This is a genomic window from Thiorhodococcus drewsii AZ1 (genome assembly GCF_000224065.1).
Lineage (GTDB): Bacteria > Pseudomonadota > Gammaproteobacteria > Chromatiales > Chromatiaceae > Imhoffiella > Imhoffiella drewsii.
In genome coordinates this window covers 1-21,016 of the sequence record NZ_AFWT01000057.1, presented here as the reverse complement: position 1 = coordinate 21,016, position 21,016 = coordinate 1, and the positions used below count along the sequence as shown (strand labels likewise).

Genomic DNA, 21,016 nt, shown 5'->3' with positions numbered 1-21,016 from the left:
AGACCACCTTGACATGCCCTTCTACGGCTTCCGGAATCACGACCTCAACCGCTGCCATCCCGCACCCTCGGAGATCACTTCATGATCGACCAAGCATACCGACTACGATGAAATCGGGAAACAGTTGATGGACACTTCCTAACTGCGTTGCGCGCTGGCCGAGCTGACCTTCGAGGACTACCGTGACAGTGACAACCTGCTCGCCCGCCTGACGCTCACCTCGGAACCACCTCGATCTGGTAGAGCCTGGGCCAATACTTGCCGGTCACGAATAGCCGTCCGTTCGCGGCGTCATAGGCGATTCCGTTGAGCACGGCCTCCCGACTCAGCCCATCCGGGGCGAGTCCAGAGAGATCCAGATACGACCGCACCGCCCCCGTTTCAGGGTCGATCCGTGCGATCAGATCACGCTTCCAGAGGTTGGCCCAGACCTCGCCCTGGATGTATTCCAGCTCGTTGAGATCACGCACCGGCCGACCCTGGTCCAGTACGGTCAGGCGGCGCACGACCTGGTGCGATTCGGGGTCGAGGAAGCGCAGCACCTGGGTGCCGTCGCTCATGATCCAATGACGCGCGTCATGGGTGAGTCCCCAGCCCTCCCCTTCATAGCGAAAGGTCTCCAGCCGGGCGAAGCTGTCGCGGTCATAAACGATCGCCAGATGCTCGCGCCAGGTCAGCTGGATCAGCCGGTTCCGCCAGAGTGTGATGCCTTCCCCGAACAGTCGGGGCGAGAGACGGGTTTCCTGCTCGATCTGCCCCGTCTCCAGATCGACTCGGCGTAGCGACGACTGTCCGTAATAATGGCCCGTGCCCTCGAATAGCTGGCCGTCCACGTAAATCAGGCCCTGAGTGAAGGCGCTCGGATCGTGCGGGTAGCTGGCCAGGATCCGATAGCCGAATCGGGGTGTCTCCGGTCGGGGAGGATCGGCGCTGGCGGCGACTGCAAAGAGATAGAGTCCGGCGAGGACGAGCCTGAGGATCCAGCGATCGGTCATGCGCATCGCTCGCATTCCCTCAGGCCGCGATGCCCTTCTGCTGCAGCTCGCGGATCTGGTCGCGGATGGCGGCGGCCTGCTCGAACTCCAGATTCTTGGCGTGCTGGTACATCTCCTTCTCCAGCGTTTTGAGCCGCTTGGCCATCTGCTGGGGTGTGAGACTGGCGTATTCGGCGATCTGTTCGGCCACCTTGGCGTACTGGCGAGGTTTCATGGGCGCACCCGGCGTGGCGCCGTCGAGGATGTCCGCGACCGCCTTACGGATGGTCTGGGGCGTGATGCCCTGAGCCTCGTTGGAGGTGATCTGCTTGGCGCGACGCCGCTCGGTCTCCTCGATCGCCCGCTCCATGGAGCCGGTGATGCGGTCGGCATAGAGGATCGCCTTGCCGTTGGCGTTGCGCGCGGCGCGGCCGATGGTCTGGATCAGCGAATCGGTCGAGCGCAGGAAGCCCTCCTTGTCGGCGTCGAGGATGGCGACCAGCGAGACCTCGGGCATGTCCAGCCCCTCGCGCAGCAGGTTGATGCCGACCAGGACGTCGAACTCGCCGAGACGCAAATCGCGGATGATCTCGACCCGCTCCACGGTGTCGATGTCCGAGTGCAGATAGCGCACCCGCACCTCGTGGTCGTTGAGATAGTCGGTCAGGTCCTCGGCCATGCGTTTGGTCAGGGTCGTGACCAGCACCCGTTCCTCGGCCGCGACCCGCAGATGGATCTCGGAGAGCAGGTCATCGACCTGGGTCAGTGCGGGCCGCACCTCGATTTCCGGGTCGACCAGGCCGGTCGGGCGCACCACCTGCTCGACCACGGCACCCGAGTTGTCGATCTCGAACGGGCGCGGGGTGGCCGAGACATAGATGGTCTGGGGCTGGCGCTCGCGGAACTCCTCGAACTTGAGCGGGCGGTTGTCGAGCGCCGATGGCAGGCGGAAGCCGTACTGGACCAGGTTCTCCTTGCGCGCGCGGTCGCCCCGGTACATGCCGCCGAGCTGGGGCACGGTGACGTGGCTCTCGTCGATCACGACCATGGCGTCCGGGGGCAGATAATCGTAGAGGGTCGGCGGCGGCTCGCCCGGACCGCGCCCCGAGAGATAGCGGCTGTAGTTCTCGATGCCCGAGCAGTAGCCGACCTCCATCATCATCTCCATGTCGAAGAGGGTGCGCTGCTCCAGACGCTGCGCCTCGACCAGCTTGTCGTTCTCGCGCATCCAGGTGAGCCGTTCCTTGAGCTCGGCACGAATGTGATCGACCGCCTTGAGGATGGTCTCGCGCGGGGTCGCATAGTGGGTCTTGGGGAAGACGGTATAGCGCGGGACCTTGCGCTTCACCTCGCCGGTCAGCGGATCGAACAGCGACAGCGCCTCGATCTCCTCATCGAACAGCTCGACCCGCACCGCCTCCTCCTCCGATTCGGCCGGATAGATGTCGATGACGTCGCCCCGTACCCGGTAGGTGCCGCGATGCAGTTCGACCTCGTTGCGCTTGTACTGCAGATCGGCCAGGCGGCGCAGGATGGCGCGCTGGTCGATGAGGTCGCCCTTCTTGAGCAGCAGCACCATCTTCAGATAGGCGTCCGGATCGCCGAGACCGTAGATGGAGGAGACGGTCGCCACGATGATGACGTCTTTGCGCTCCAGCAGCGCCTTGGTCGCCGAGAGCCGCATCTGCTCGATGTGCTCGTTGATCGAGGCGTCCTTCTCGATATAGGTATCGGTCGAGGGCACATAGGCCTCGGGCTGGTAGTAGTCGTAGTAGGAGACGAAATACTCCACTGCGTTATGCGGGAAGAAATCGCGCATCTCGCCGTAGAGCTGGGCCGCCAGGGTCTTGTTCGGCGCAAGGACCAGCGCCGGGCGTTGCAGACGCTCGATGACGTTGGCGATGGTGAAGGTCTTGCCTGAGCCGGTCACGCCGAGCAGGGTCATGCCCGCCTCGCCGTTCTCCATGCCCTCGACGAGCCGGCGGATCGCCTCCGGTTGGTCTCCGGCCGGGGCGAATTTGGAGACGAGCTGGAAGGGTCTGCTGGACATCGGGGAACCTCGTCGGGACGGGCGTGGGAAGTCGGTTTGGGATCTATGCGCAGTGGGGTGCGATGCGCGTGCCGGGATCCGGGCGTTTCGCTATTATTGGGCATTGCAGCACCGTATTCAGCCACCGCAGGAACCCAGAGAACACCGCCGATGACCATCAAACTCGCCGCCCGCGTCCAGGCCGTCAAGCCGTCCGCCACGCTCGCCATCACCGCACGCGCCAAGGCGCTGCGCGCCGAGGGCAAAGACGTGATCGGGCTCGGAGCCGGTGAACCCGATTTCGATACCCCAGATCACATCAAGACCGCCGCCATCAAGGCCATCGAGAGCGGCTTCACCAAATATACAGCCGTCGATGGTACCACCGAGCTCAAGCAGGCGATCATCGACAAGTACCAGCGCGATAATGGTCTCGACTACAGCCTGGATCAGATCCTGGTGTCCTGTGGCGGCAAGCAGAGCTTCTTCAATCTGGCTCAGGCGTTGCTCGATCCGGGCGACGAGGTGGTGATTCCGGCTCCCTACTGGGTTTCCTATCCCGACATGACCCTGCTCGCTGGCGGTCTGCCGGTGTTCATTCATGCCGGTGCCGAACAGGCGTTCAAGATCACCCCCGCCCAACTCCGGGGCTCGATCAACGACAAGACCCGTCTGGTCGTCATCAACAGCCCCTCCAACCCCACCGGCATGGCCTACAGCCGCGCCGAACTGGAGGCGCTGGGCGCGGTGCTGCGCGACTATCCGCGCGTCGTCATCGCCACCGACGATATGTACGAGCACATCCGCTGGAGCGACGAACCCTTCGTCAACATCCTTAACGCCTGTCCGGATCTGGCGCCCCGCACCCTAGTGCTGAACGGCGTCTCCAAGGCCTACTCCATGACTGGCTGGCGCATCGGCTACGCCGGTGGCCCGGCCGAGATCATCAAGGCAATGAAGAAGGTCCAGTCCCAGAGCACCTCCAACCCGAGCTCCATCTCCCAGGTTGCGGCCCAGGCCGCCCTGGAAGGCCCTCAGGACTGCATCGCCATCATGCTCAAGTCCTTCAAGGAGCGCCACGATTTCGTCGTCGATCGGCTCAATCAGATCCCTGGCATCGACTGCCTTCCGACCGATGGCACCTTCTATGTCTTTCCCAAGGTACAGAAGCTGATCGAACGTATGGACGGCATCAAGAACGACCTGGATCTGGCCGAATACCTGATCGAAAAGGCTGGCGTCGCCCTCGTCCCCGGTTCCGCCTTCGGGCTCGGCGGCCACGTGCGCATCTCCATAGCCACCAGCCGTGAAAACCTGGAGCAGGCCCTCGACCGGATCGCCAAGGCGGTCGGCTAGTCCGCAACGCAGCGGGAGCGCCGATTCCCGGTCGGCGTTTCCGCAAGGCCTGCAGCGGGGCGGCATGTCCACCTGGATTCCGCGACGCTATACCTCTTCGATCGTTGGGGTGTTGACACGGGCAGCACGCGAAATTACTATTACGCGCTCACGACATTCCCTGGTAGCTCAGTCGGTAGAGCGGGTGACTGTTAATCACTAGGTCGGCGGTTCGAGCCCGTCCCAGGGAGCCAAAAAAGTGAAGAAAATCCTCGTCTTCTTGCGGAGACGGGGATTTTTTTTGCCTCAAGGTCACTGGCTCCGGAGCATTTCCGGTACCGGAACCCCCCTCGACCTTCATCGCGACGACCTGTCCTCGGCGGTCCTCGTGGATGTCCTGCCTACTAGTTGGTCTTACTCAGTTAACCGATGCGTCGCGACAGGTGGACCAAGCGATGATCGAGATCGTAGTCTGCATCGATCCCTCAACATTTCTTTTATTTTGATCGGTATCAACGAAGAGTTGGGGTTCTTCGGTGTAGCGTGTTCGATGTTTTCTGACAGCGGCCAAGCAAAGATGCTGTTAGACTGCTCGTTGATTAGATCGATTCCTAATCTAGCATATAAGTCACCTCGTTCAACCAAAGGAAACGCTGATTAATTCTTTACTGGAGTTCAAAGCCGAAGCTAATCAATCGCTCGCATAGCAAAGAAGGTCAAAAATCGATCAAATCAGCACTTATCTATTACACGCTAGGCTACACGGAGATAGATCAATGCAAGTCGAATGTGAAAATTGCAAATCATTGGTAGCGTTTGAGCAGAATGACACCGGGAAATGGGTAGGAAGGGTAATCGGAGGTGCGGGTGGCGCTTGGCTTGGCAGCTCAATGGGGATTGCACTCTTAGGCACAGCAATTTCTGGGATGTTACCTGTCGCAATAGTCGGTGCGATCATTTTAGGTAATGTTTTGGATGATAGCGATGAAATGAAGTGCCCAAAATGTAAAGCAAGAATAAAGATAAAGAGTTAGCTAGCGCGCTAGCTTAACAATCATATCTGCTTTTGAGCAGATCTTTATGACTTTATATTTCGTAGAGGCCACAAAATGAGAATTTTACTCTTTATCGTTATTCCTCTGATCGCAGGTTTGGTTGTCCTTGCAAAAAAGGGTGCTGGTCAGGTTACTGGAAAAGACAACTGGAAAAACGCTAGCGTCAAATCAGAAGCTGATGACTTAATGAAGAAAACTGCTAAAGGAGTAAGCTGGATGGAAAGTCAATGGGAAGAAGCAAAACGGGAGGCTAGCGAGGAACGTAATAATCAGGGGCTTTCGAGAAAACGAGACGAATAATTTTGACTGCCGATATGTCTTGGCTTGGCTGGGGGTTACTTGGCGTTATTTGCTACGTGCTGGTATCAAATGCACTCTGGCTGCTAATTGGCTCTAGGTTGATTCAGTCTCTTCCGGGAGTAAATGTGTATGGTTTCGCTGGAACGTTGAAAATCGCAGCATGGATTCTGCTATCTATCTCGGGTGTCGTATTGTTTTCTATGAAGTTATTTTCGTTTGTCATTGGTCTTAATAAAAATCGACCGGTTTTCCGAGATGAAGTGGCTGCAGCTATAAGGACAGGTGTGCGGATGGCGTATAAAGCGCGGTAAGCTGAGGTGACGGAGGAGCCCTAACATCTTCAAGAATAGATGCCTAACATTCCCATCAAGCCGAGCTCATGCTGCGCACCAAGCTAAGAGCTATTCGGGCACGTCATTGTTGTGCAGTAAAGCTCGGCTTATGGGTGAAGTTAGGTCTGAAAATGTTAAGGTTACAAGGCAATGTTCGATAGTATAAGCAGTGAGGTTCGTATATTCCCGCCATGGCCGGAACTCAACGCCCTTCGCAGCCCCCTAACCGATGGCGAACGAGCACTGGCTCAGTTCCTTGATGATAATTTACCTCAGGATTGGAGAATCTATGTTCAGCCGTATGTAAATAACATGCGGCCTGATGTTGTCGTTGTTAACCCGAACATTGGTCTTGTTGTATTTGAAGTAAAGGATTGGGATCTTTCCCGCTATCATTTTAAAAATGATAAGCTCGTCGCGACTACCGTAAATAATACATGGATTGAAGAAGATCCTGTGAAAAAAGCTCAATGGTATGCTAAGTCATTATTTGAGCAGTTTTTGGTAAGCGATGAAGCGCTTCTGCCAGTTGGGTCATATCCTAATAGTCGATCAATAAGCCGCGCAGCGGTATATTTTCATTGCTCTTCAACCGCATCAGTTTACGCTTTATATAAGAGTAGGGCTAAGGACGTTATTAAGGCAGGAAGAGATTCTTTAAGCATTCTGACTCTTGGGCATTTAGTGCCTAATTTTCGTTTTGCAAAGAGTAAATTTATTCGGGACGCACAAATCACTGCACTGGACAATATCCATTCTTGGCTAGCTCCACCGAAGCATGCCATTTCACAAACACGTACAACACAGCTTGTTAAGGGTCAAGCGCGTTATGCGAAACCTGGCAAAGGTTGTCATCGGATTCGAGGCGCGGCCGGTGCAGGAAAATCATTCGTATTGAGTCATCGTGCCGCTCGGGCAAGTGCTGAAGGACGGAAGATTGCTGTTCTATGCTTCAATATAACAATGAGTCATATCTTGCGTGACCTGCTGAAGCAGGCACCTTACGATGTGAATTGGGAAAATGTGACTTGGATGCATTTTCATGCCTTCGTGATTGGTCTAGGTATTGATGCTGGAATCATCGTCTCCAATGCCAACAACGACGATGATGATCTTGACTCTGGGAGTAGCCAGGCACCTAGCGAAAAATCTTCAATTATCGATCCCGTTTCTGTGCTTAAGCAAATCTACGCGGGGAAGCATACTCCAGACTTCAAAGCTCCTACTTTCGGTGGAATCTATATTGACGAGGGCCAGGACTTTGACCCTCAGTGGATAGATGTGCTCGCCCCGATGTTGGGCCAAGGTGGGGAACTAGTCCTATTTGCCGACCATCGACAGAATATATACGGCAGGGACGGTGGATGCGACAGAGCAGAAACCTTGCAACACTGCAGGTTTAGAAAATGGGCACAACTGCCTAGAAAAAGTTTCCGAATACCCGAGCGTATAGCATTATTTCTTAATGATTTTTCTGCGAAAGTTGGTTTAGGAGACGAAGAGGATTTACCTATTGAGGAGTTTGCAGTCCCTGAAAATAATGGACTGGCCCTAGAGGTATTGGCTTGGCACAACTCTACTTCCGTAGAGTCAGCGCTAGACAGCATGGATTCCGCATTTTCGGCATTAGGTAACCCTAATCCAGGAGATGTTGTGGTTCTGATGCCCGATCATAAATTGGGATTGCAAGCAGTATCGCAACTACAAGGAAAATATCACCAGATCGTTCATGTATTCGGCGAAGGTGGACCAGATAGTCCCGAAAGCCGTAGAAGAAAAATGGCTTTTTGGATGGGGCGCGGCGGTTTGAAAATGAGCACGATCCACAGTTTTAAAGGGTGGGAGCTCGACAATGTCATACTTGTGTGGCCGCCGCCTGAATATCTCAAATATTTGAATGCCCGACAGCAAGCTGCCCTTTTTTATACTGGTGTATCACGTGCCATGCGAAACATGATCGTTTTGAACTGCAACAGAGATTATGATCGCTTTTCGGAGGGGTGGGAGTCTTTGAAATCGAGTCCTACTAGATTATCTGACATATTCGACGATGACATCCATTTTTGATTGACAAAGCCGATGCGATATGTGTTTCAACTAACAGGCCGTTGAAAAATTCCCCTGTCCACTATATTAGTGGGATGATGAATCTTCGATAAAGCTCTATTTGTAGTAGAGGTTCTTTTTTTTCAACGTACTGTTAACGATGTCAGAATAAGATTTGATTAAATAGATAGAGCCACCATCCGGGGCTATTTAGGATGGTGATCTCCATGCAATTTCGCAGATGATTAAGATCTATCCGACGACGGAGTTACTTGCCCCACAACCTCTCCCACCGCCCCCGAGACCTTCCGTAGCCGCTCATCGGCCAGATGAGCATAGCGTTGTGTCGTCTGAGGGCTCGCATGTCCCAGTAGGTGCTGGACATCGTACAGAGTTGCCCCTGAATTTACCGCCAACGATGCAAAGCTATGCCTGAGATCATGGATGCGCAGATTCTCAATGCCGGCCGCTGCCAGGATTCGATGGAAACCCTTGATGGGATTATTCAACGCTTGGCCTTTGACCTTGCCCGGAAACACATAGGGGTTATCGGGCAACCTGACCTGCTCTTGCAACAGCGCTATCGCCTCCGGATTGAGCACCACCGAGCGTGATTTGCCGCTTTTGGTATCCGGCAGAAACAAGGTTCCACGCTCCAGATTAACGTTCTCCCATTTGGCCTTGAGGGCTTCTTCCTTCCTGACCCCCGTCAACAGCAAAAACTTCAACGCTGCCACGATCACCTGATTGGGTTCTGACTCCATCGCCTGAAACATCCGCTGGATCTCGTCCTGGGACAGAAATCGATCCCGCTGGTTGTTCTCCTGAAATTTCCTGATCCCTTGGCAGGGATTCTTCTCGATCCGCTCCCACTGCATCGCCAGCTTAAACAGCTTCGACCACAACGACAGATGCCGATTCGCGGTGGCTGGACTACACAGACGCTTGATCTCCGCGTGATATTGCTGGATATCACGCAGGCTGATGTCGTCCAGCTTGCGCGTGCCAAAGCGAGGCAGTATATGTATCCGTAGCTTACTTTCGTCTGAATTGGCACTGCGCTTGTGCTGTTCCGCATAAGGCAGGTACTCCTGCAACGCAAACTCCGCCAGAGTCGGCATCGCCGTCTTGGCCGCCTTCTCCGCCTGGGGATCGATCCCCTGATCGAGTTGATGACGCCGTTCCAGGGCTAGCTTACGGGCTTCGGCTACCGACAGCGCGCCATGCTCGCCTAACTTGATCGCCCGTTTCTGTCCATTGAAGGTGTAGCGGAAGTAATAGAATTTCCGACCACTTTTGGATACCAGCAGCTTCAACCCAGCCACCTCAGTGTCGGTATATTCCGCTTCCGTCGATTTCGACTCCTTGGGATGAGGCGGCAACTGCTCGATCAGCTTCTGGGTGAATTTAAAGCGGGAAGGAGTTTTGGCCACGGTCTTCGTCGCGGTCGGATGCATTGTTTCTGGATGAGAATCCAGGGTCTTTAGGGTGTTTTCAGTCATGGTTATCTCCAATCAGATTAGGTGAAGAAAAAGGGAAGCGATTCAGGTTCATCAAACCGCCCGGTAGAGTCGATGCCTGGATCGTCTCTAATGGAGTGTTCTGAGTTCTTAAGGAATTTAAGAACGTGGCGATCTGTGGATTGCGCAGATGAGGCGTGGATCCCCTGCTTCCTGTCCTTCAAGTCCCTGGCTCAAACCGCGACAGGAAAAAAAAGACCTTGTCGATGATCAGGAACGACAAGGTCTTGGGGGACATCGGACACGCGATCTAAGACGGTCTTAGCCACCGCCCGGTCCATGTCCGGTCCGAACGGCGGTTGGGCGGTTTAGATCACGGCGGGAACCAGGTTCACGCTGGCGTGCTGTAGCTGATCCAAGAGGGGCACATCGAGTGCGGCGGATTTAGGGATGATCACAATCAGTCCCGCCTCGTGATGAGACGGGATCACCAAGGCAAAGAACGTCGGCTGTTCCTCGACATATTCCACGACCGACATCAACGTCTGCGCGTTGGTGTGTGCATCGGGTTCTCGACCCCAACATGCCAACCAGCACATCGCCAAGACGCTATCGTCCGGTTCCACGATCCAAAACCGGACCTCGAACGCCTCCTCGGTCAACTCACGCATCCGCGCCTCCAACCAGGTCCGCATTCCGACATCGCAGACCTGCTCCAACTCACTGAGCCGATCGATCGGGAACATGGCGTTCCTCCTGACGTTGCACATAGGCCAAGGTCAAGCGATAAGCGATAGCTTCCGCCTGCGCTCGGGGATAACCGCCCTCATGCTCCACGATGGCGGCGCGCTCCTCGAAAAATTCCAAGATGTTGTCATCCAGGGAGTCGAGCCAATTCCGCCATGCCATACCCTGCGGGATCGGATCGGGCACGGTGGTGTGTGACATCGTCGCGTCCTCCTAATACTCATCGGGCATCAGTACGGTGGTCAGTGAGCGATCTGCCTCGGTGATGATCCAGACCTTGGAACCGTCGCGGATCCGGTAACTGGAAAACACCCGTTTCCCCGTCTGCAAGGCCGTGCGGTTCGCCTCCTGATCGGCGGGATCCAGATCGCCCCAATCGCCTTGGGCATGGCGTTGCAGCAAGCTCTCAGGCGTGATGTCCTGATCCGCTAGAATCCCTAGCGCCCGAGGCGTTCCCATCAAGCGACCCAATGGAAACAAGGGGCCATATGCGGATGAAGGGACCGATGAAGGCGGTGGTGTCATGTCAGGGCTTCTCCTTGACGACGCGCTCAGCGCACGCATGACCGCCCATTGCACCAGGACCACGCCCACCTCGATCGCGCGTTGCGTGACAAGGGGATGGGTCAAGAAACGTCCGGTCAACAGGATCAAAGGGGAAAGAGGGGTCGGCATCGGTACTACTCCGGGATCAGTTGTGCGTGTCAGGCGGGTGAACGTCTTACTCGTTCGCATGGTCGGTCTCCTTGCGTTGACGCTTCCGCGTTAATGGCTTGGGCGGGGGTTGAGCTGCGTCCAGGTTCTCGGCTTCAAGGCGCTCTCCCGCTTCAAAACAGCGCCATTGCTCACATTCCCATGCCTCCCAATCCGACGTGATCCGATGCAGATGCGGTGGATCAGCGGCAGTCAGCAATCCCTCATGACGGAGCATCGCGGCCAAAAATCCGCCGTTATTAGCCGATTTATTGTGATAAACCGCGCGTAACAGGGAGGTGGTAAAGGGAGTATCCGCATCCCAAATATCGGCCAATACGGCCCGAATTCGGGGTAAGGCGATCCATTCACGACTGAAATAACCACCGCCGTCGTTAGCGGTGACGGCCAGGTAAACAGTCTTGGATTCACCCACTCCGATCTGATAAGTCATACGCCCAATGGCGCGTTCGCTGAGTTTAGCGATCGTCGCTTGACGAATAGGCGTGATGGTTTCTTGCTCACGCTCAGTCGGTGATGTCGACATGGAATTCTCCGTGAGAATTGGAAATAAAAATGCCCTGTCCAGATAACCGGACAGGGCATGAAGGGAGATGCCGCGTTGACCTTTGTTTTGCGTCCTCAAGGCGGCCAAAGACGCTTGTGATGGTGTTTGACCACGCCGGATGCCAACGAACGCATCAGGCGTTAACCCGTTGGGTCATAGAAATAATATGAGAGTGAGACGGGGGGCTGTGACGGACAGGTGTGGTGCGAGGGAACCAGGGTTTCCAGGGTCGCCCGTCGTGGTGAATCAGGGTCAGTCCTGCCGCTTAACTCTGTCTTAAGATGTCAATAATTATTATTTTACAATGCGTTACACGAGTAACCCTGGTTACCCTGGATCCTTCTTGATGGTGCTGAGGTGCGGACGATAGGTCGTGCGGACGATAGGTCGGAATGGGGGGAGCATCAGCGCTATGCCTCCTCGTGTGTGATGGCTGTGTCTTCCGGGTTTTTGGGGGAGGGGGGCTTGCCTGGTGCTTGATCAGGTTCGTTCGCTGAACAGCAAGCGGTGGGCTTAGAAATGTCAGCAAGAAATGATTGCATTCTGCCAGCAATCGTATAAGATTCAATATGCCATAGTGTTATGGCATGTCTAATTCGTCTTAGTATCGCAATACAGATCCTCTCCTATCTATCTATCTATCTATCTATCTATCTATCTATCTATCTTAGTTCACTAGTTATTAGTCTAGCGTGCCGGCTGATCGTTTCCTTTAAATTTATGCCGGCGAGTGGTTGATGGTTGTGGTTGCTTTGGCGGATTCAGGGATTTCTTTATAATTAGCATATTAAGTGAGCGTTATGAATAAGAGTCGATCGAATTTCACGTCCTCCAATACCGATAACCGCGCGAATATTAACCGCACTACACCTAAGCTACCCTGGCAAGATGTCGTAGTTCCCTCTGGCTACGATATCACTCAAAATGGTGTATTCAAGGTTCCCCTGAAAAAAGACGATGCACCCCAAGTGCGTCTGACCCAGGCACCTGTATGGGTGGTCGGCGTCATCCGTGATTACGCGAACGAGCATTGGTCATTGGAAGTAAACTGGCTGACGCCCGATGGCCAGCTTAGCCAGATCCTAATCCCGTTGAGCAACATCGCGTCGCAGAACTTGGGGGATGACCTGAAGCAACTGGCCAGCAAGGGCTTGTTTATTTACGACCCAAAGGCAACACGCGACTATCTTGCCGCGAGCCTAGATCTCCTAAATCTGCCCAAGTCACGCGGCATGCATAAAGTCGGGTTTGCCCCAGCCACCTTACTTGATGGGAGATTGACGCAGTGTTTCGTGCTTCCTCAGGAGACAATTTACGCCAATCCGTCGCAAATTCTCGAACCGGTGCGCTTATTGCCCCACGCCATGTCGTCCGCGCAAAGTGGCTATTTTCCCAGCGGAACGCTAGAGGATTGGCGCAACTACATTGAAGAAACACGCTCCAATCCGTTGCAGACGTTCGCCATTTGTACGGCGCTGGCTGGCCCCTTGTTGACACCCAGTCAAACGGAGAACGGCGGCTTTCATTTTTTTGGCACCAGTTCACGCGGTAAGACGTTGAGCCTTCAATTGGCCTGCACCGTTTTTGGGAGCGGTATGGCACCGAACCAGGATGCCAAATTTCCCACCTTGCTGAACTCCTGGCAGGCCACCGATAACGCCCTAGAGGTTATCGCCAATACCTTTTCCGATACCATCTTGGTGCTCGATGAATATGGCCTGCGCACGGACGCGCGCTCTCCGATCTACAAATTGATCGAGGGCCGGGGCAAGGCACGCATGAACGGAAGTGGCAGTCTGGATGAACGCATGGCCTGGAGTCTCTTGATGCTCTCCAGTGGCGAGATCCCAATCCATTGCATGAGCAATAGCATGGGTCGCAATTCGATTCAGCAAGGACAGATGATCCGGATGATCGATATCCCGATCGATTCCCTGTCACCATCGGGTGATGCCGAGCAAGCCGAACGCCTAAAATACGCCTGCGGACAATATTTTGGAACGGCTGGACCCGCGTTCATACGCATGCTTCTAACGCATTTCAAGGGTGATGCGAAGGCCATGCAGGAGTTCATTGTCCAGGAACGCGACGCACTGCACGAGCAACTATGCGAGGAATGCCAGAATCAGGGGTTCACCTTACATCCGCATCATAAACGGACCGTGCGTCGCTTTGCCTTGGTGGCGTTGGCGGGTTCCTGGGCGGCTGAGGATATTTTGCCGCACAGCGAAGACGAGGTCTTCAGCGCCGTGGTGACTGTATTAACGAGCTGGCTGAGAAATCAGGCCTTCGAGAGTCTGGAGGACCGGGTCGCCGATTTGATGAGAGATTATGTGATGCGCTTTCGGGGACAGATGCTGGTGTCGAGCATTCCACTCAGCCAACAACGGCAACCACTGGACTGTCACGGCATCCTGCACAAAAACCTCGTGCTCTTCACCCCGAACCAACTCCAGAAGGCCGGCAATGGTCTTGATGAGCGAATCATGGCTGCGACCTTAGATAAGGCCAATATCCTGCACCGTAATGAGGATCAGCTTAAATGCAGGTTCGTGAACGCTAATCTTCGCATCAATAGCCGATTATACGCCATCAAACTGAATCGACTCTTTGATGAGTCCATACTGAAGGGCGTCTTGGAATTGCAGGCGTGCGGACCTAAACGCAGGCCCCGTGATTAGGTTCCGATAGACGCTAGCTAGACCACAGAACCAACCCCCGGCGATGAAACCGGGGGTTGTTCGTTCGGGTGAACGCTCCCCCCCTTCAGCAGCAAGCGTTCGAGAGAATGACCATGTCTCAGGAGCCCGAGACGCCTTTTAGAGACAACGGAGGGGAGGGGCTTATCTAAAAGGTATTGAGAAGCATTACGAATGCCTACAGGGCCGCTCAGAGCGCCTCAGTGGCGAACACTAAAAGTGTTCGTCATAGAGTTACGGGCATTCGCGTATCGTGACCAGGTGAAATGTTCAAATCACGCCATGATCGACCAACAGGGCATTCCGGTCTCCATCCGGGCTAACTCGCATTGGACCCAACGCATTGGTTCACGCGTATCTTCGGTCTGAAAATTCGGTAATGCGTTGTTTTTCATACTCCGGTCTGTGTCTCCGGTCCGGCATTTCCGGTCGCGTTCCGGTCAATTGGGCGGTGACACCTAGACGCTGGCGCGAAGAACAGATGAAGAAGACAGTTGGAGAATCTTCAACTTAGTGCTAGCCTCACCCAAGTTCCTTAGACTGGGGGAATGGCTCTCAGATTAAGCTAAGTCGTTGTCAATAAAAGATATTCGCTCTTTGTTTCAGCGTGTTCCTTGGGCTGTTAATCACTAGGTCGGCGGTTCGAGCCCGTCCCAGGGAGCCAAAAAGTGAAAATCCCCGTGTCCTTGCGGACACGGGGATTTTTTATGCGCGCTCGTCCCTTGTTCTGGTGTATTGCCGAGCTCCATGGCCTGACTCGGCCATTGCTTGAAGCCTCGTCGAGAGCGACCGCCACCCTCGATACGCCTTGCCTGAATCCTAGAGGCGGGGCCGATGTCCCGCTCGGCCGAATTCGGCATTTTTGTCCCTCTGCTTGCGCGTTCGCATCGTCGAGGCGCAAGGCGGCCGCTTATGCTGATACATCGCCGATGTCTGGGACGAATCGTCGCCAATGCGACCTCTCGCCCCTAGAGCACCGGTGGTGATCGCCGCATACCGACCGAGGATTGAATATGCCAGAAACCATTGAAGTCAGCTTTCCAGGCGGGCAACGCGTGGACGCCAAGATCCGCGAATTCGTGATCCAGACCGACCAGTCGAAGGAGCACGGTGGCGACCAGAGCGCTGCCCAGCCTTACGACCTCTTCCTGAGCTCGATTGCGACGTGCGCGGGGATTTTTGCCTTGAAGTTCTGCCAGAGCCGCAATATCCCGACCGATGGATTGCGTCTGCGAATGGACTGGGAATGGAATCCCTCCGATCCCACCGCCTCTCGGGCGGTGTTGGGCCTGACGTTGCCTCCCGGCTTTCCCGAGCGCTACGAGGCCAGCATCCTCAAGGCAATGGATCTCTGTGCGGTCAAGCGCACGATCGAGACGCCGCCGCACTTCGAGAGCCATATCCTGCGGGACGACAAGGGCGTCGACTGAATTCCGCCGGTCTGATTCGCCGGCTGGTTGCGTTTCTCCGAAGCGCGGGCACCTGGCCAGCCGGCGTCTTGGCGGCTCCCCGCGCTTCGTTCTTTCTCGTCGAGCGCGCCTTGCCAACCGCTGGAAATTCGCCGCCTTCAATCAGCCTCTCCAACGCTCCGCGCTCAGTGGCAGCTCGTTGAGTTCGGCGCGGGCCTCGCGCCAGTTCGGGCAATGCGCGTCGAGGATCGCCACGAAGCGCTCGCTATGTGTCGGTTCCAACAGGTGCGCCATTTCATGCACGACGACGTATTCCAGTAGGTGCTTCGGTTTCTTCACCAGATCCGTGTTCAGGCGGATGTGTCCCGATTGATGATTGCAACTCCCCCACTTGGTCTTCATGCGCTGAAGGAAATAGCGCGTCACTCTGACCCCGAGTCGCGGCTCCCATGAGCGGATCAGCGGCGGCACCGCCGCGTGCAGGAGCGACTTGTGCCATTCGTGGATGATCTCCGCGCGCCTCGTCTGGTTACTCCCTGGACGCACGCTCAGGGTGATGCGTTTGTGATCGACGCTGACGGACGGCTTGGCGTCGCGTTCGATCACCGTGAGCAGATGTCGGCGACCCCAGAGGTGGTGGCTTTCGCGCTCGACGAATTCTCGGGGCGTCTCCCGTGCCTGATCGCGCAACTGGGTCTGCTGCTCGCGGATCCAACCCAATTTCGTGATCGCGTAGGCGCGAGCGACTTCGAGTCGCGTCTCGCTTGGCGCGACGAGCGTCACCCGTCCCTCGGGCGGATGGACGGACAGATGGACGTGCTTGACGTCCTTTCGGGTCACGGCGATGTGGACATCGCCGAGCTGGATCGATTCGGTCACTCGTACCCCGGTTGGTTCTTGATGATCTCGAAGAGGGCCAGGGTGGCGCCCTTGTCGCGATCCAGAACCGGATAGACCGCGTTCATGACCTGACGCTCACGCACCTCGTCGCCCTTCCACCCCGCCGGCGCGTTGTCGCGGACCGCCGAATCCAGACGCAACGCCAGTGTGGCCTTGTCCTCGTCACTGGTTGGATACTGAAATTGGGTCGCCGGAATGGTTCCAAGGTTGTTGTAGAGCGCGACGGCGGCTTGGTTGCCATGCAGCATGGCGGGAATGCCCGCCTGAGGTTGTTTCGCCGCGAGCTGCTTCACCAAGTCCTCGGCCTTGCGTAGGAACGCCTCATAGGCGGAGGCGTCCTTGCGGCTCTGGGCGATCAGGTCGTCGAGCAGCTTGGACATCTGGGCGTAGAACTGGGGATCGGTGAGCTGATCGCGGACGATGGTCTTGCGAATGTTGTTGATGATGCCCTCGGCAACGGCGCTCCTGGAGAGCTTGCCCTTGGCGTTGAGCTTGCGGGCGATGGCGTCGTGGATGCCGGTCTCGATGATCAGCTTGGTCAGTGGGATCTGGTCCAACACACCCAGATCGGCCGCCGGATCGGCCTGGATGTAGGTGTTGATGAGGTGGCGCATGTCCGCCTCGTAGGACTTGATGTCCAGCTCCTCGCCGGAGTGCTTCTTGATCGCCGCGCGAATGTCGACGTAGGACTCGACAGCCGCTTTCAGCTCGGCGGCCTCGGTATCGGAATAGCCCGCTTCGCTCAGATCCTGAGCCAGATCGGCGAAGGCGCGGGCGAAGGTCGCGACCGCCTTGTAGAAGGAGATCCGTAGCGCCTCGGTCTCATTGAGCGCCTCGGGGTTGGCTGCGTCGCCGCAGAAATAGCGCAGGTACTGCTCGACCTCACGCGGCTGCGCGACGGGCTCGCAGAGATAGGTCAGCGCCTCCCGAGCGGCATCGAGCTGCTTCTTGCCTTCCTGGAGCCAGTTCTTGAGATGGACGTTGTTCTCCCCGCCGTTGCCCTGGTCGATGTCCAGCTCGTCGGAGCTGTAGACCGCGATGGCCTGCTGCACGTCACCGAAGAGCTGCTTGAAGTCGACGATGTGGCCGTAGTCCTTGTCGTCGCCGTCGAGCCGATTGGTGCGGCAGATCGCCTGGAAGAGGTTGTGGTCGCGCAGCGCGTTGTCGAGATAGATGTAGGTGCAGCTCGGGGCGTCGAACCCGGTCAGGAGCTTGCTCACCACGATCAGCAGCTTCATGCTCGCCGGCTCCTCAATGAAGCGGCGCTTGGTCTCGTCCTCGTACTGCTTGGTCGTCTGTCTCGGTTGGAGGACGTGCTTGGTGTAGGTGTCGAACTTGTAGCGCTCGTCGCTGTGCGCGGGCTCCTTGGAGACGGCGTTGGCATTCGGCTCGAACGAGGTGACGATTCCGCAGGACTGACCGAAGGGCTTCGTCTGAAAGATGCGGTAGTAATGACAGGCGTCGTAGATCGAGGCCGCGACCAGGATAGCGGTGCCCCGGTCGCTGCTCAGTCGGGGCACGACCCCGAAATCGTGGATGATGCTCGCGGCGATTCGCGCCTTGCGCTCCTCGGCGCTCATCAGCTCTTCCATGGTCGCCCAGCGCTTGCGCAGGATGGCCTTCTGGAACCTGTTGAGGTTCTTGGTCTTCCGCTCGAACCATTGATCGACGGCGGCTTGCGAGGTCAGCCGTTGCGGGACGTCGCGGGCCTCGTACTTGAGGTCGAGCACCACCTTGTCGGCGACGGCCTCGTGGAACTTGTAGGTATGGATATAGGTGCCGAAGACGTCCCGCGTCATCTTCCTGTCTTTGCGCAGGAGCGGCGTCCCGGTGAAGCCGATGAAGAGCGCCCCTTCCAGCCACCGCTTCATCTGCCGGTTCATGTCGCCGCCTTGGGTGCGGTGGCACTCGTCGACGAAGACGTAGAAGCGACCCTGGACCGACGGAGCCGGTCCCTTGAGATCGGTCGAATCGAACTTGTGGATCAGGGCGCAGAGCAATCGTGGTGTGGTCGCGCCGAGTGTCTCGACCAGCTCCGCGCGGGTGACGATCCGGGGCGAGGGGGCCTCCTCGCCGATGACACCGGCATTGCGCATGACCCCTTCGATCTGTTTGTCCAGTTCGTCGCGGTCGGTGACGATGAGGATGCGCGCCTCGGGGTCGTGATCCAGCAACCATTTGGCGATGAGCACCATGAGGATGCTCTTGCCGCTGCCCTGGGTGTGCCAGATGACGCCGCCCTCGCGTTTGGCGATGCGCTCCTGGGCTGCTTTGACGCCCTGGAACTGGTGCTGGCGCGGGACCTTCTTGCGTCCGGCGTCGAAAATGACGAAGTGACGGATCAGATCGAGCAGCCGGGTCTTGTCGAACAGGTGTGCGAGCGGCCGGTCGAGCAAATGACCATCGGTGGCTGCTCCCTCGGCTTCGATGGGCGTCTCGTCCTTCCACTCGACGAAGAATTGTTCCGGCGTGCCCGTGGTGCCGTAGCGCAACCCCTGGGAGTCGTTCCCCGCGAGCACCAGCTGTACCGTGCTGAAGAAGCCCAGGTTGAAGATCTCGTCCTGGTTGGTGATGAGCTGGCGTATCCCGTCGACCAGGTCCACCGAGCTGCGCTTCAGCTCGATCACCGCGACGGCGATGCCGTTGATGTAGAGCACGATGTCGGGCCGCCGCTCGAAGCCGCCCTTGAGCGTCACCTCCTCGGCGAGCGCGAAGTCGTTCCGCTCGGGATGCTCCCAGTCGATCAGGTGGACCTTATCGTGCGTTTGTCCGACCGCGATCTGGACATCGACGCCATAGCGCAACAGTCGGTAGGTTCGGAGATTGGCCTGATAGAGCGTGATCCCGGTGGCGTCGGCGGCCGTTTCGAGCTTCCGTAGAACGGCGGAGATGTGGGCCGCCGAGTAGCCGCGCTTTGCGAGGTTGGCCTGAAGATAGTCAGTCTCGATGGGGCGGTTGTGCTCGCGCTTGTGCCAGTCGCCGAGGTCGTCGTAGCCGAGACAGTTGGGTCGCGTCCTATCGGTGAAGAGGGCGATGACGCGGTTCTGGGTGATCCTTTCGGGGCGTGGCTGCGCGGGCATGTCTCTCTCCTTGCGATGCGAGATCCGTTGAATCCGTCAGGCTCATCGAACGGGAGCACATCATGCCCTATTCGAATCCTTTGGCGGCGCCACGGATCGTGACGGATTGGATGCATCGCTCTTGCCACCGAGCATGACCGGTTTGCCGTCGCGCCAGACGATCGCGTATTGCCCGAGGCGCCGCTTGCGCTCCAGCGTCTCGGCAACGGCGTGCCGCAGCACATCCAGAATCTGCTGATCTTCGCTCGATATTTGGATCATATCAGCCGCGTCCGTCCGGTCAGCAATTCCTGCATCATGCCCTGCTTGAGGGCGCGGGTCTTGTCGCGGCGAGCTTCGAGCGCAGCGATCTCGGCGTCCATGTCGGAGAGGATTTCGGCGATGGCGGTTTGTTCGGGCAGAGGTGGTACCGATAAGGCTACTTTCTCAACATGAGATGGACCAAAGTTCAGTTGCGCAGAACCCGTAGCGACTCCGCCAACCTGTGACTTAAACTCATCACCAACCAGAAACTGAAATAGAAATTCTGAGCACAAATTTCCGGGAAGTGGTTTGAATCGAATTGTGCTGGTGTTCATACAAAACGGCAGATTCTCCTGTTTAACGAAGGCTACTTTCTCATGCAGTCTATCAATGGTGACTCCAGAAGACGCTAGCACGATGTCTCCTTCTTCTGCCATAAAGTGGGCATAAGGACCGTATGCCTCGGTTTTAGAAATGAACCTAGTGGTCGTGTCCAGATTTAGGGTTCCTCGGAAGATGTTTGTGCCGTTCAGTAGTTTGATGCCCGTAGTAGTGAATTGGGTTTTTCTGACCCCGGGACCTTCTTGGAACCAGCAAACTTCGCCCAACCGCATTACCTCCCATTTCCCGTGGAAGCCGGGGAGGCGGGTTTGTCCAGTTAGGAGTTGCTGCATGGCGGCCTGTTTGAGGTCGCGCTTCTTGGCGATGAGCTGGTCCAGTCCGTTCAGCAGGGCATCCACATCGCTCAGGGCGGTGGCGATGGCTCGTTGTTCCGAGTCTGGCGGCACGGGCATCGGTATTTCCATGAGCTTTTCACGGGGAAGATGCGCGATGCTTGTCTGAGTCACATAATTCTTGAGTACGCCGCGATCAGACCATTGCCGCAGTAACGCGACCATGAGTTGAGGGTTGAATCCGTGCAATGGGCGTAAGCGGTGAAGGGCCTTTTGGTATACCCGTCTCATACGAATTTTCGGCTCAGGCTCCCTCGTTAACCGTCTGCTCACCATGGTAATCTCCAGCGCATGAACGACTACCGACTGAGCGATGAAGAGCTAGCTGAGCTGCGAGCGGCCCACCGCAGGGTGCGCGACATCCGCGAAGCTTACCGCATCAATGCGGTCATTCTGCTTGGTCAGGGTCGTG

17 protein-coding genes and 1 tRNA gene are annotated in these 21,016 nt (G+C 56.6%); 7 read left to right on the top strand and 11 right to left on the bottom strand.

Annotated features, from left to right (window positions below; genetic code table 11):
- Nucleotides 1-215: 215 nt before the first annotated feature.
- Both THIDRDRAFT_RS21740 and uvrB read right to left on the bottom strand, forming a co-directional pair.
- Nucleotides 216-995, bottom strand: a complete 780-nt coding sequence (locus THIDRDRAFT_RS21740) for a glutaminyl-peptide cyclotransferase (RefSeq protein ID WP_040845779.1) — start codon at nucleotides 993-995, stop codon at nucleotides 216-218.
- 19 nt (nucleotides 996-1,014) lie between these two features.
- The gene (uvrB, locus tag THIDRDRAFT_RS21735; RefSeq protein WP_007043082.1) at nucleotides 1,015-3,024 is read right to left on the bottom strand and encodes an excinuclease ABC subunit UvrB; all 2,010 of its coding nucleotides are present in this window, start codon (nucleotides 3,022-3,024) and stop codon (nucleotides 1,015-1,017) included.
- A 150-nt stretch (nucleotides 3,025-3,174) separates the two neighbouring features.
- Here uvrB and THIDRDRAFT_RS21730 point away from each other — a divergent pair, with 150 nt between their 5' ends.
- From THIDRDRAFT_RS21730 to THIDRDRAFT_RS25015, 5 genes are all read left to right on the top strand, one after another.
- Nucleotides 3,175-4,359 (top strand): pyridoxal phosphate-dependent aminotransferase, encoded by a 1,185-nt coding sequence (locus tag THIDRDRAFT_RS21730; protein ID WP_007043081.1) that lies wholly within the window; start codon nucleotides 3,175-3,177, stop codon nucleotides 4,357-4,359.
- Nucleotides 4,360-4,516: 157 nt separating this feature from the next.
- Nucleotides 4,517-4,592, top strand: a tRNA-Asn gene (locus THIDRDRAFT_RS21725).
- A gap of 522 nt (nucleotides 4,593-5,114) precedes the next feature.
- Nucleotides 5,115-5,372 (top strand): hypothetical protein, encoded by a 258-nt coding sequence (locus tag THIDRDRAFT_RS25955; protein ID WP_139058861.1) that lies wholly within the window; start codon nucleotides 5,115-5,117, stop codon nucleotides 5,370-5,372.
- A gap of 75 nt (nucleotides 5,373-5,447) precedes the next feature.
- Nucleotides 5,448-5,693 carry a hypothetical protein gene (locus tag THIDRDRAFT_RS25950; protein WP_139058860.1) on the top strand — a complete coding sequence of 82 codons (246 nt, stop codon included), beginning with the start codon at nucleotides 5,448-5,450 and terminating at the stop codon, nucleotides 5,691-5,693.
- A 482-nt stretch (nucleotides 5,694-6,175) separates the two neighbouring features.
- Nucleotides 6,176-8,092 (top strand): nuclease-related domain-containing DEAD/DEAH box helicase, encoded by a 1,917-nt coding sequence (locus tag THIDRDRAFT_RS25015; RefSeq protein ID WP_007043080.1) that lies wholly within the window; start codon nucleotides 6,176-6,178, stop codon nucleotides 8,090-8,092.
- 224 nt (nucleotides 8,093-8,316) lie between these two features.
- On the opposite strand, the gene THIDRDRAFT_RS21710 is transcribed toward THIDRDRAFT_RS25015, so the two are convergent.
- From THIDRDRAFT_RS21710 to THIDRDRAFT_RS21690, 5 genes are all read right to left on the bottom strand, one after another.
- Nucleotides 8,317-9,573: a site-specific integrase gene (locus THIDRDRAFT_RS21710; protein WP_007043079.1), complete on the bottom strand. Its 1,257-nt coding sequence runs from the start codon at nucleotides 9,571-9,573 to the stop codon at nucleotides 8,317-8,319.
- 326 nt (nucleotides 9,574-9,899) lie between these two features.
- Entirely contained in the window at nucleotides 9,900-10,277 is a 378-nt protein-coding gene (locus THIDRDRAFT_RS21705) for a hypothetical protein (protein ID WP_007043078.1), read from the bottom strand.
- The gene (locus THIDRDRAFT_RS21700) at nucleotides 10,252-10,479 is read right to left on the bottom strand and encodes a hypothetical protein (RefSeq protein WP_007043077.1); all 228 of its coding nucleotides are present in this window, start codon (nucleotides 10,477-10,479) and stop codon (nucleotides 10,252-10,254) included. Before THIDRDRAFT_RS21700 ends, THIDRDRAFT_RS21705 begins: the two co-directional genes overlap by 26 nt.
- 12 nt (nucleotides 10,480-10,491) lie before the next feature.
- Nucleotides 10,492-10,758 (bottom strand): hypothetical protein, encoded by a 267-nt coding sequence (locus THIDRDRAFT_RS21695; protein WP_040845771.1) that lies wholly within the window; start codon nucleotides 10,756-10,758, stop codon nucleotides 10,492-10,494.
- Between the two features lie 241 nt (nucleotides 10,759-10,999).
- Nucleotides 11,000-11,518, bottom strand: a complete 519-nt coding sequence (locus THIDRDRAFT_RS21690; protein WP_007043075.1) for a hypothetical protein — start codon at nucleotides 11,516-11,518, stop codon at nucleotides 11,000-11,002.
- A gap of 821 nt (nucleotides 11,519-12,339) precedes the next feature.
- On the opposite strand from THIDRDRAFT_RS21690, the gene THIDRDRAFT_RS21685 reads away from it, so the two are divergent.
- Together THIDRDRAFT_RS21685 and THIDRDRAFT_RS21680 are read left to right on the top strand one after the other, a co-directional pair.
- Nucleotides 12,340-14,220, top strand: a complete 1,881-nt coding sequence (locus THIDRDRAFT_RS21685) for a DUF927 domain-containing protein (RefSeq protein WP_007043074.1) — start codon at nucleotides 12,340-12,342, stop codon at nucleotides 14,218-14,220.
- 1,031 nt (nucleotides 14,221-15,251) lie between these two features.
- The gene (locus THIDRDRAFT_RS21680; RefSeq protein WP_007043072.1) at nucleotides 15,252-15,668 is read left to right on the top strand and encodes an OsmC family protein; all 417 of its coding nucleotides are present in this window, start codon (nucleotides 15,252-15,254) and stop codon (nucleotides 15,666-15,668) included.
- A 141-nt stretch (nucleotides 15,669-15,809) separates the two neighbouring features.
- On the opposite strand, the gene THIDRDRAFT_RS21675 is transcribed toward THIDRDRAFT_RS21680, so the two are convergent.
- From THIDRDRAFT_RS21675 to THIDRDRAFT_RS24180, 4 genes are read right to left on the bottom strand one after another with little or no spacing between them, the layout of a single operon-like run.
- Complete coding sequence (locus tag THIDRDRAFT_RS21675; RefSeq protein WP_007043071.1) at nucleotides 15,810-16,526, bottom strand: M48 family metallopeptidase; 717 nt, start codon at nucleotides 16,524-16,526, stop codon at nucleotides 15,810-15,812.
- Nucleotides 16,523-19,627: a type I restriction endonuclease subunit R gene (locus THIDRDRAFT_RS21670; protein ID WP_007043070.1), complete on the bottom strand. Its 3,105-nt coding sequence runs from the start codon at nucleotides 19,625-19,627 to the stop codon at nucleotides 16,523-16,525. Before THIDRDRAFT_RS21670 ends, THIDRDRAFT_RS21675 begins: the two co-directional genes overlap by 4 nt.
- Nucleotides 19,628-19,687: 60 nt before the next feature.
- Nucleotides 19,688-19,888 (bottom strand): hypothetical protein, encoded by a 201-nt coding sequence (locus THIDRDRAFT_RS21665; protein ID WP_007043069.1) that lies wholly within the window; start codon nucleotides 19,886-19,888, stop codon nucleotides 19,688-19,690.
- Nucleotides 19,885-20,769, bottom strand: a complete 885-nt coding sequence (locus THIDRDRAFT_RS24180; protein WP_139058859.1) for a restriction endonuclease subunit S — start codon at nucleotides 20,767-20,769, stop codon at nucleotides 19,885-19,887. The genes THIDRDRAFT_RS21665 and THIDRDRAFT_RS24180 overlap by 4 nt, the downstream gene beginning before the upstream one ends.
- Nucleotides 20,770-21,016 lie beyond the last annotated feature (247 nt).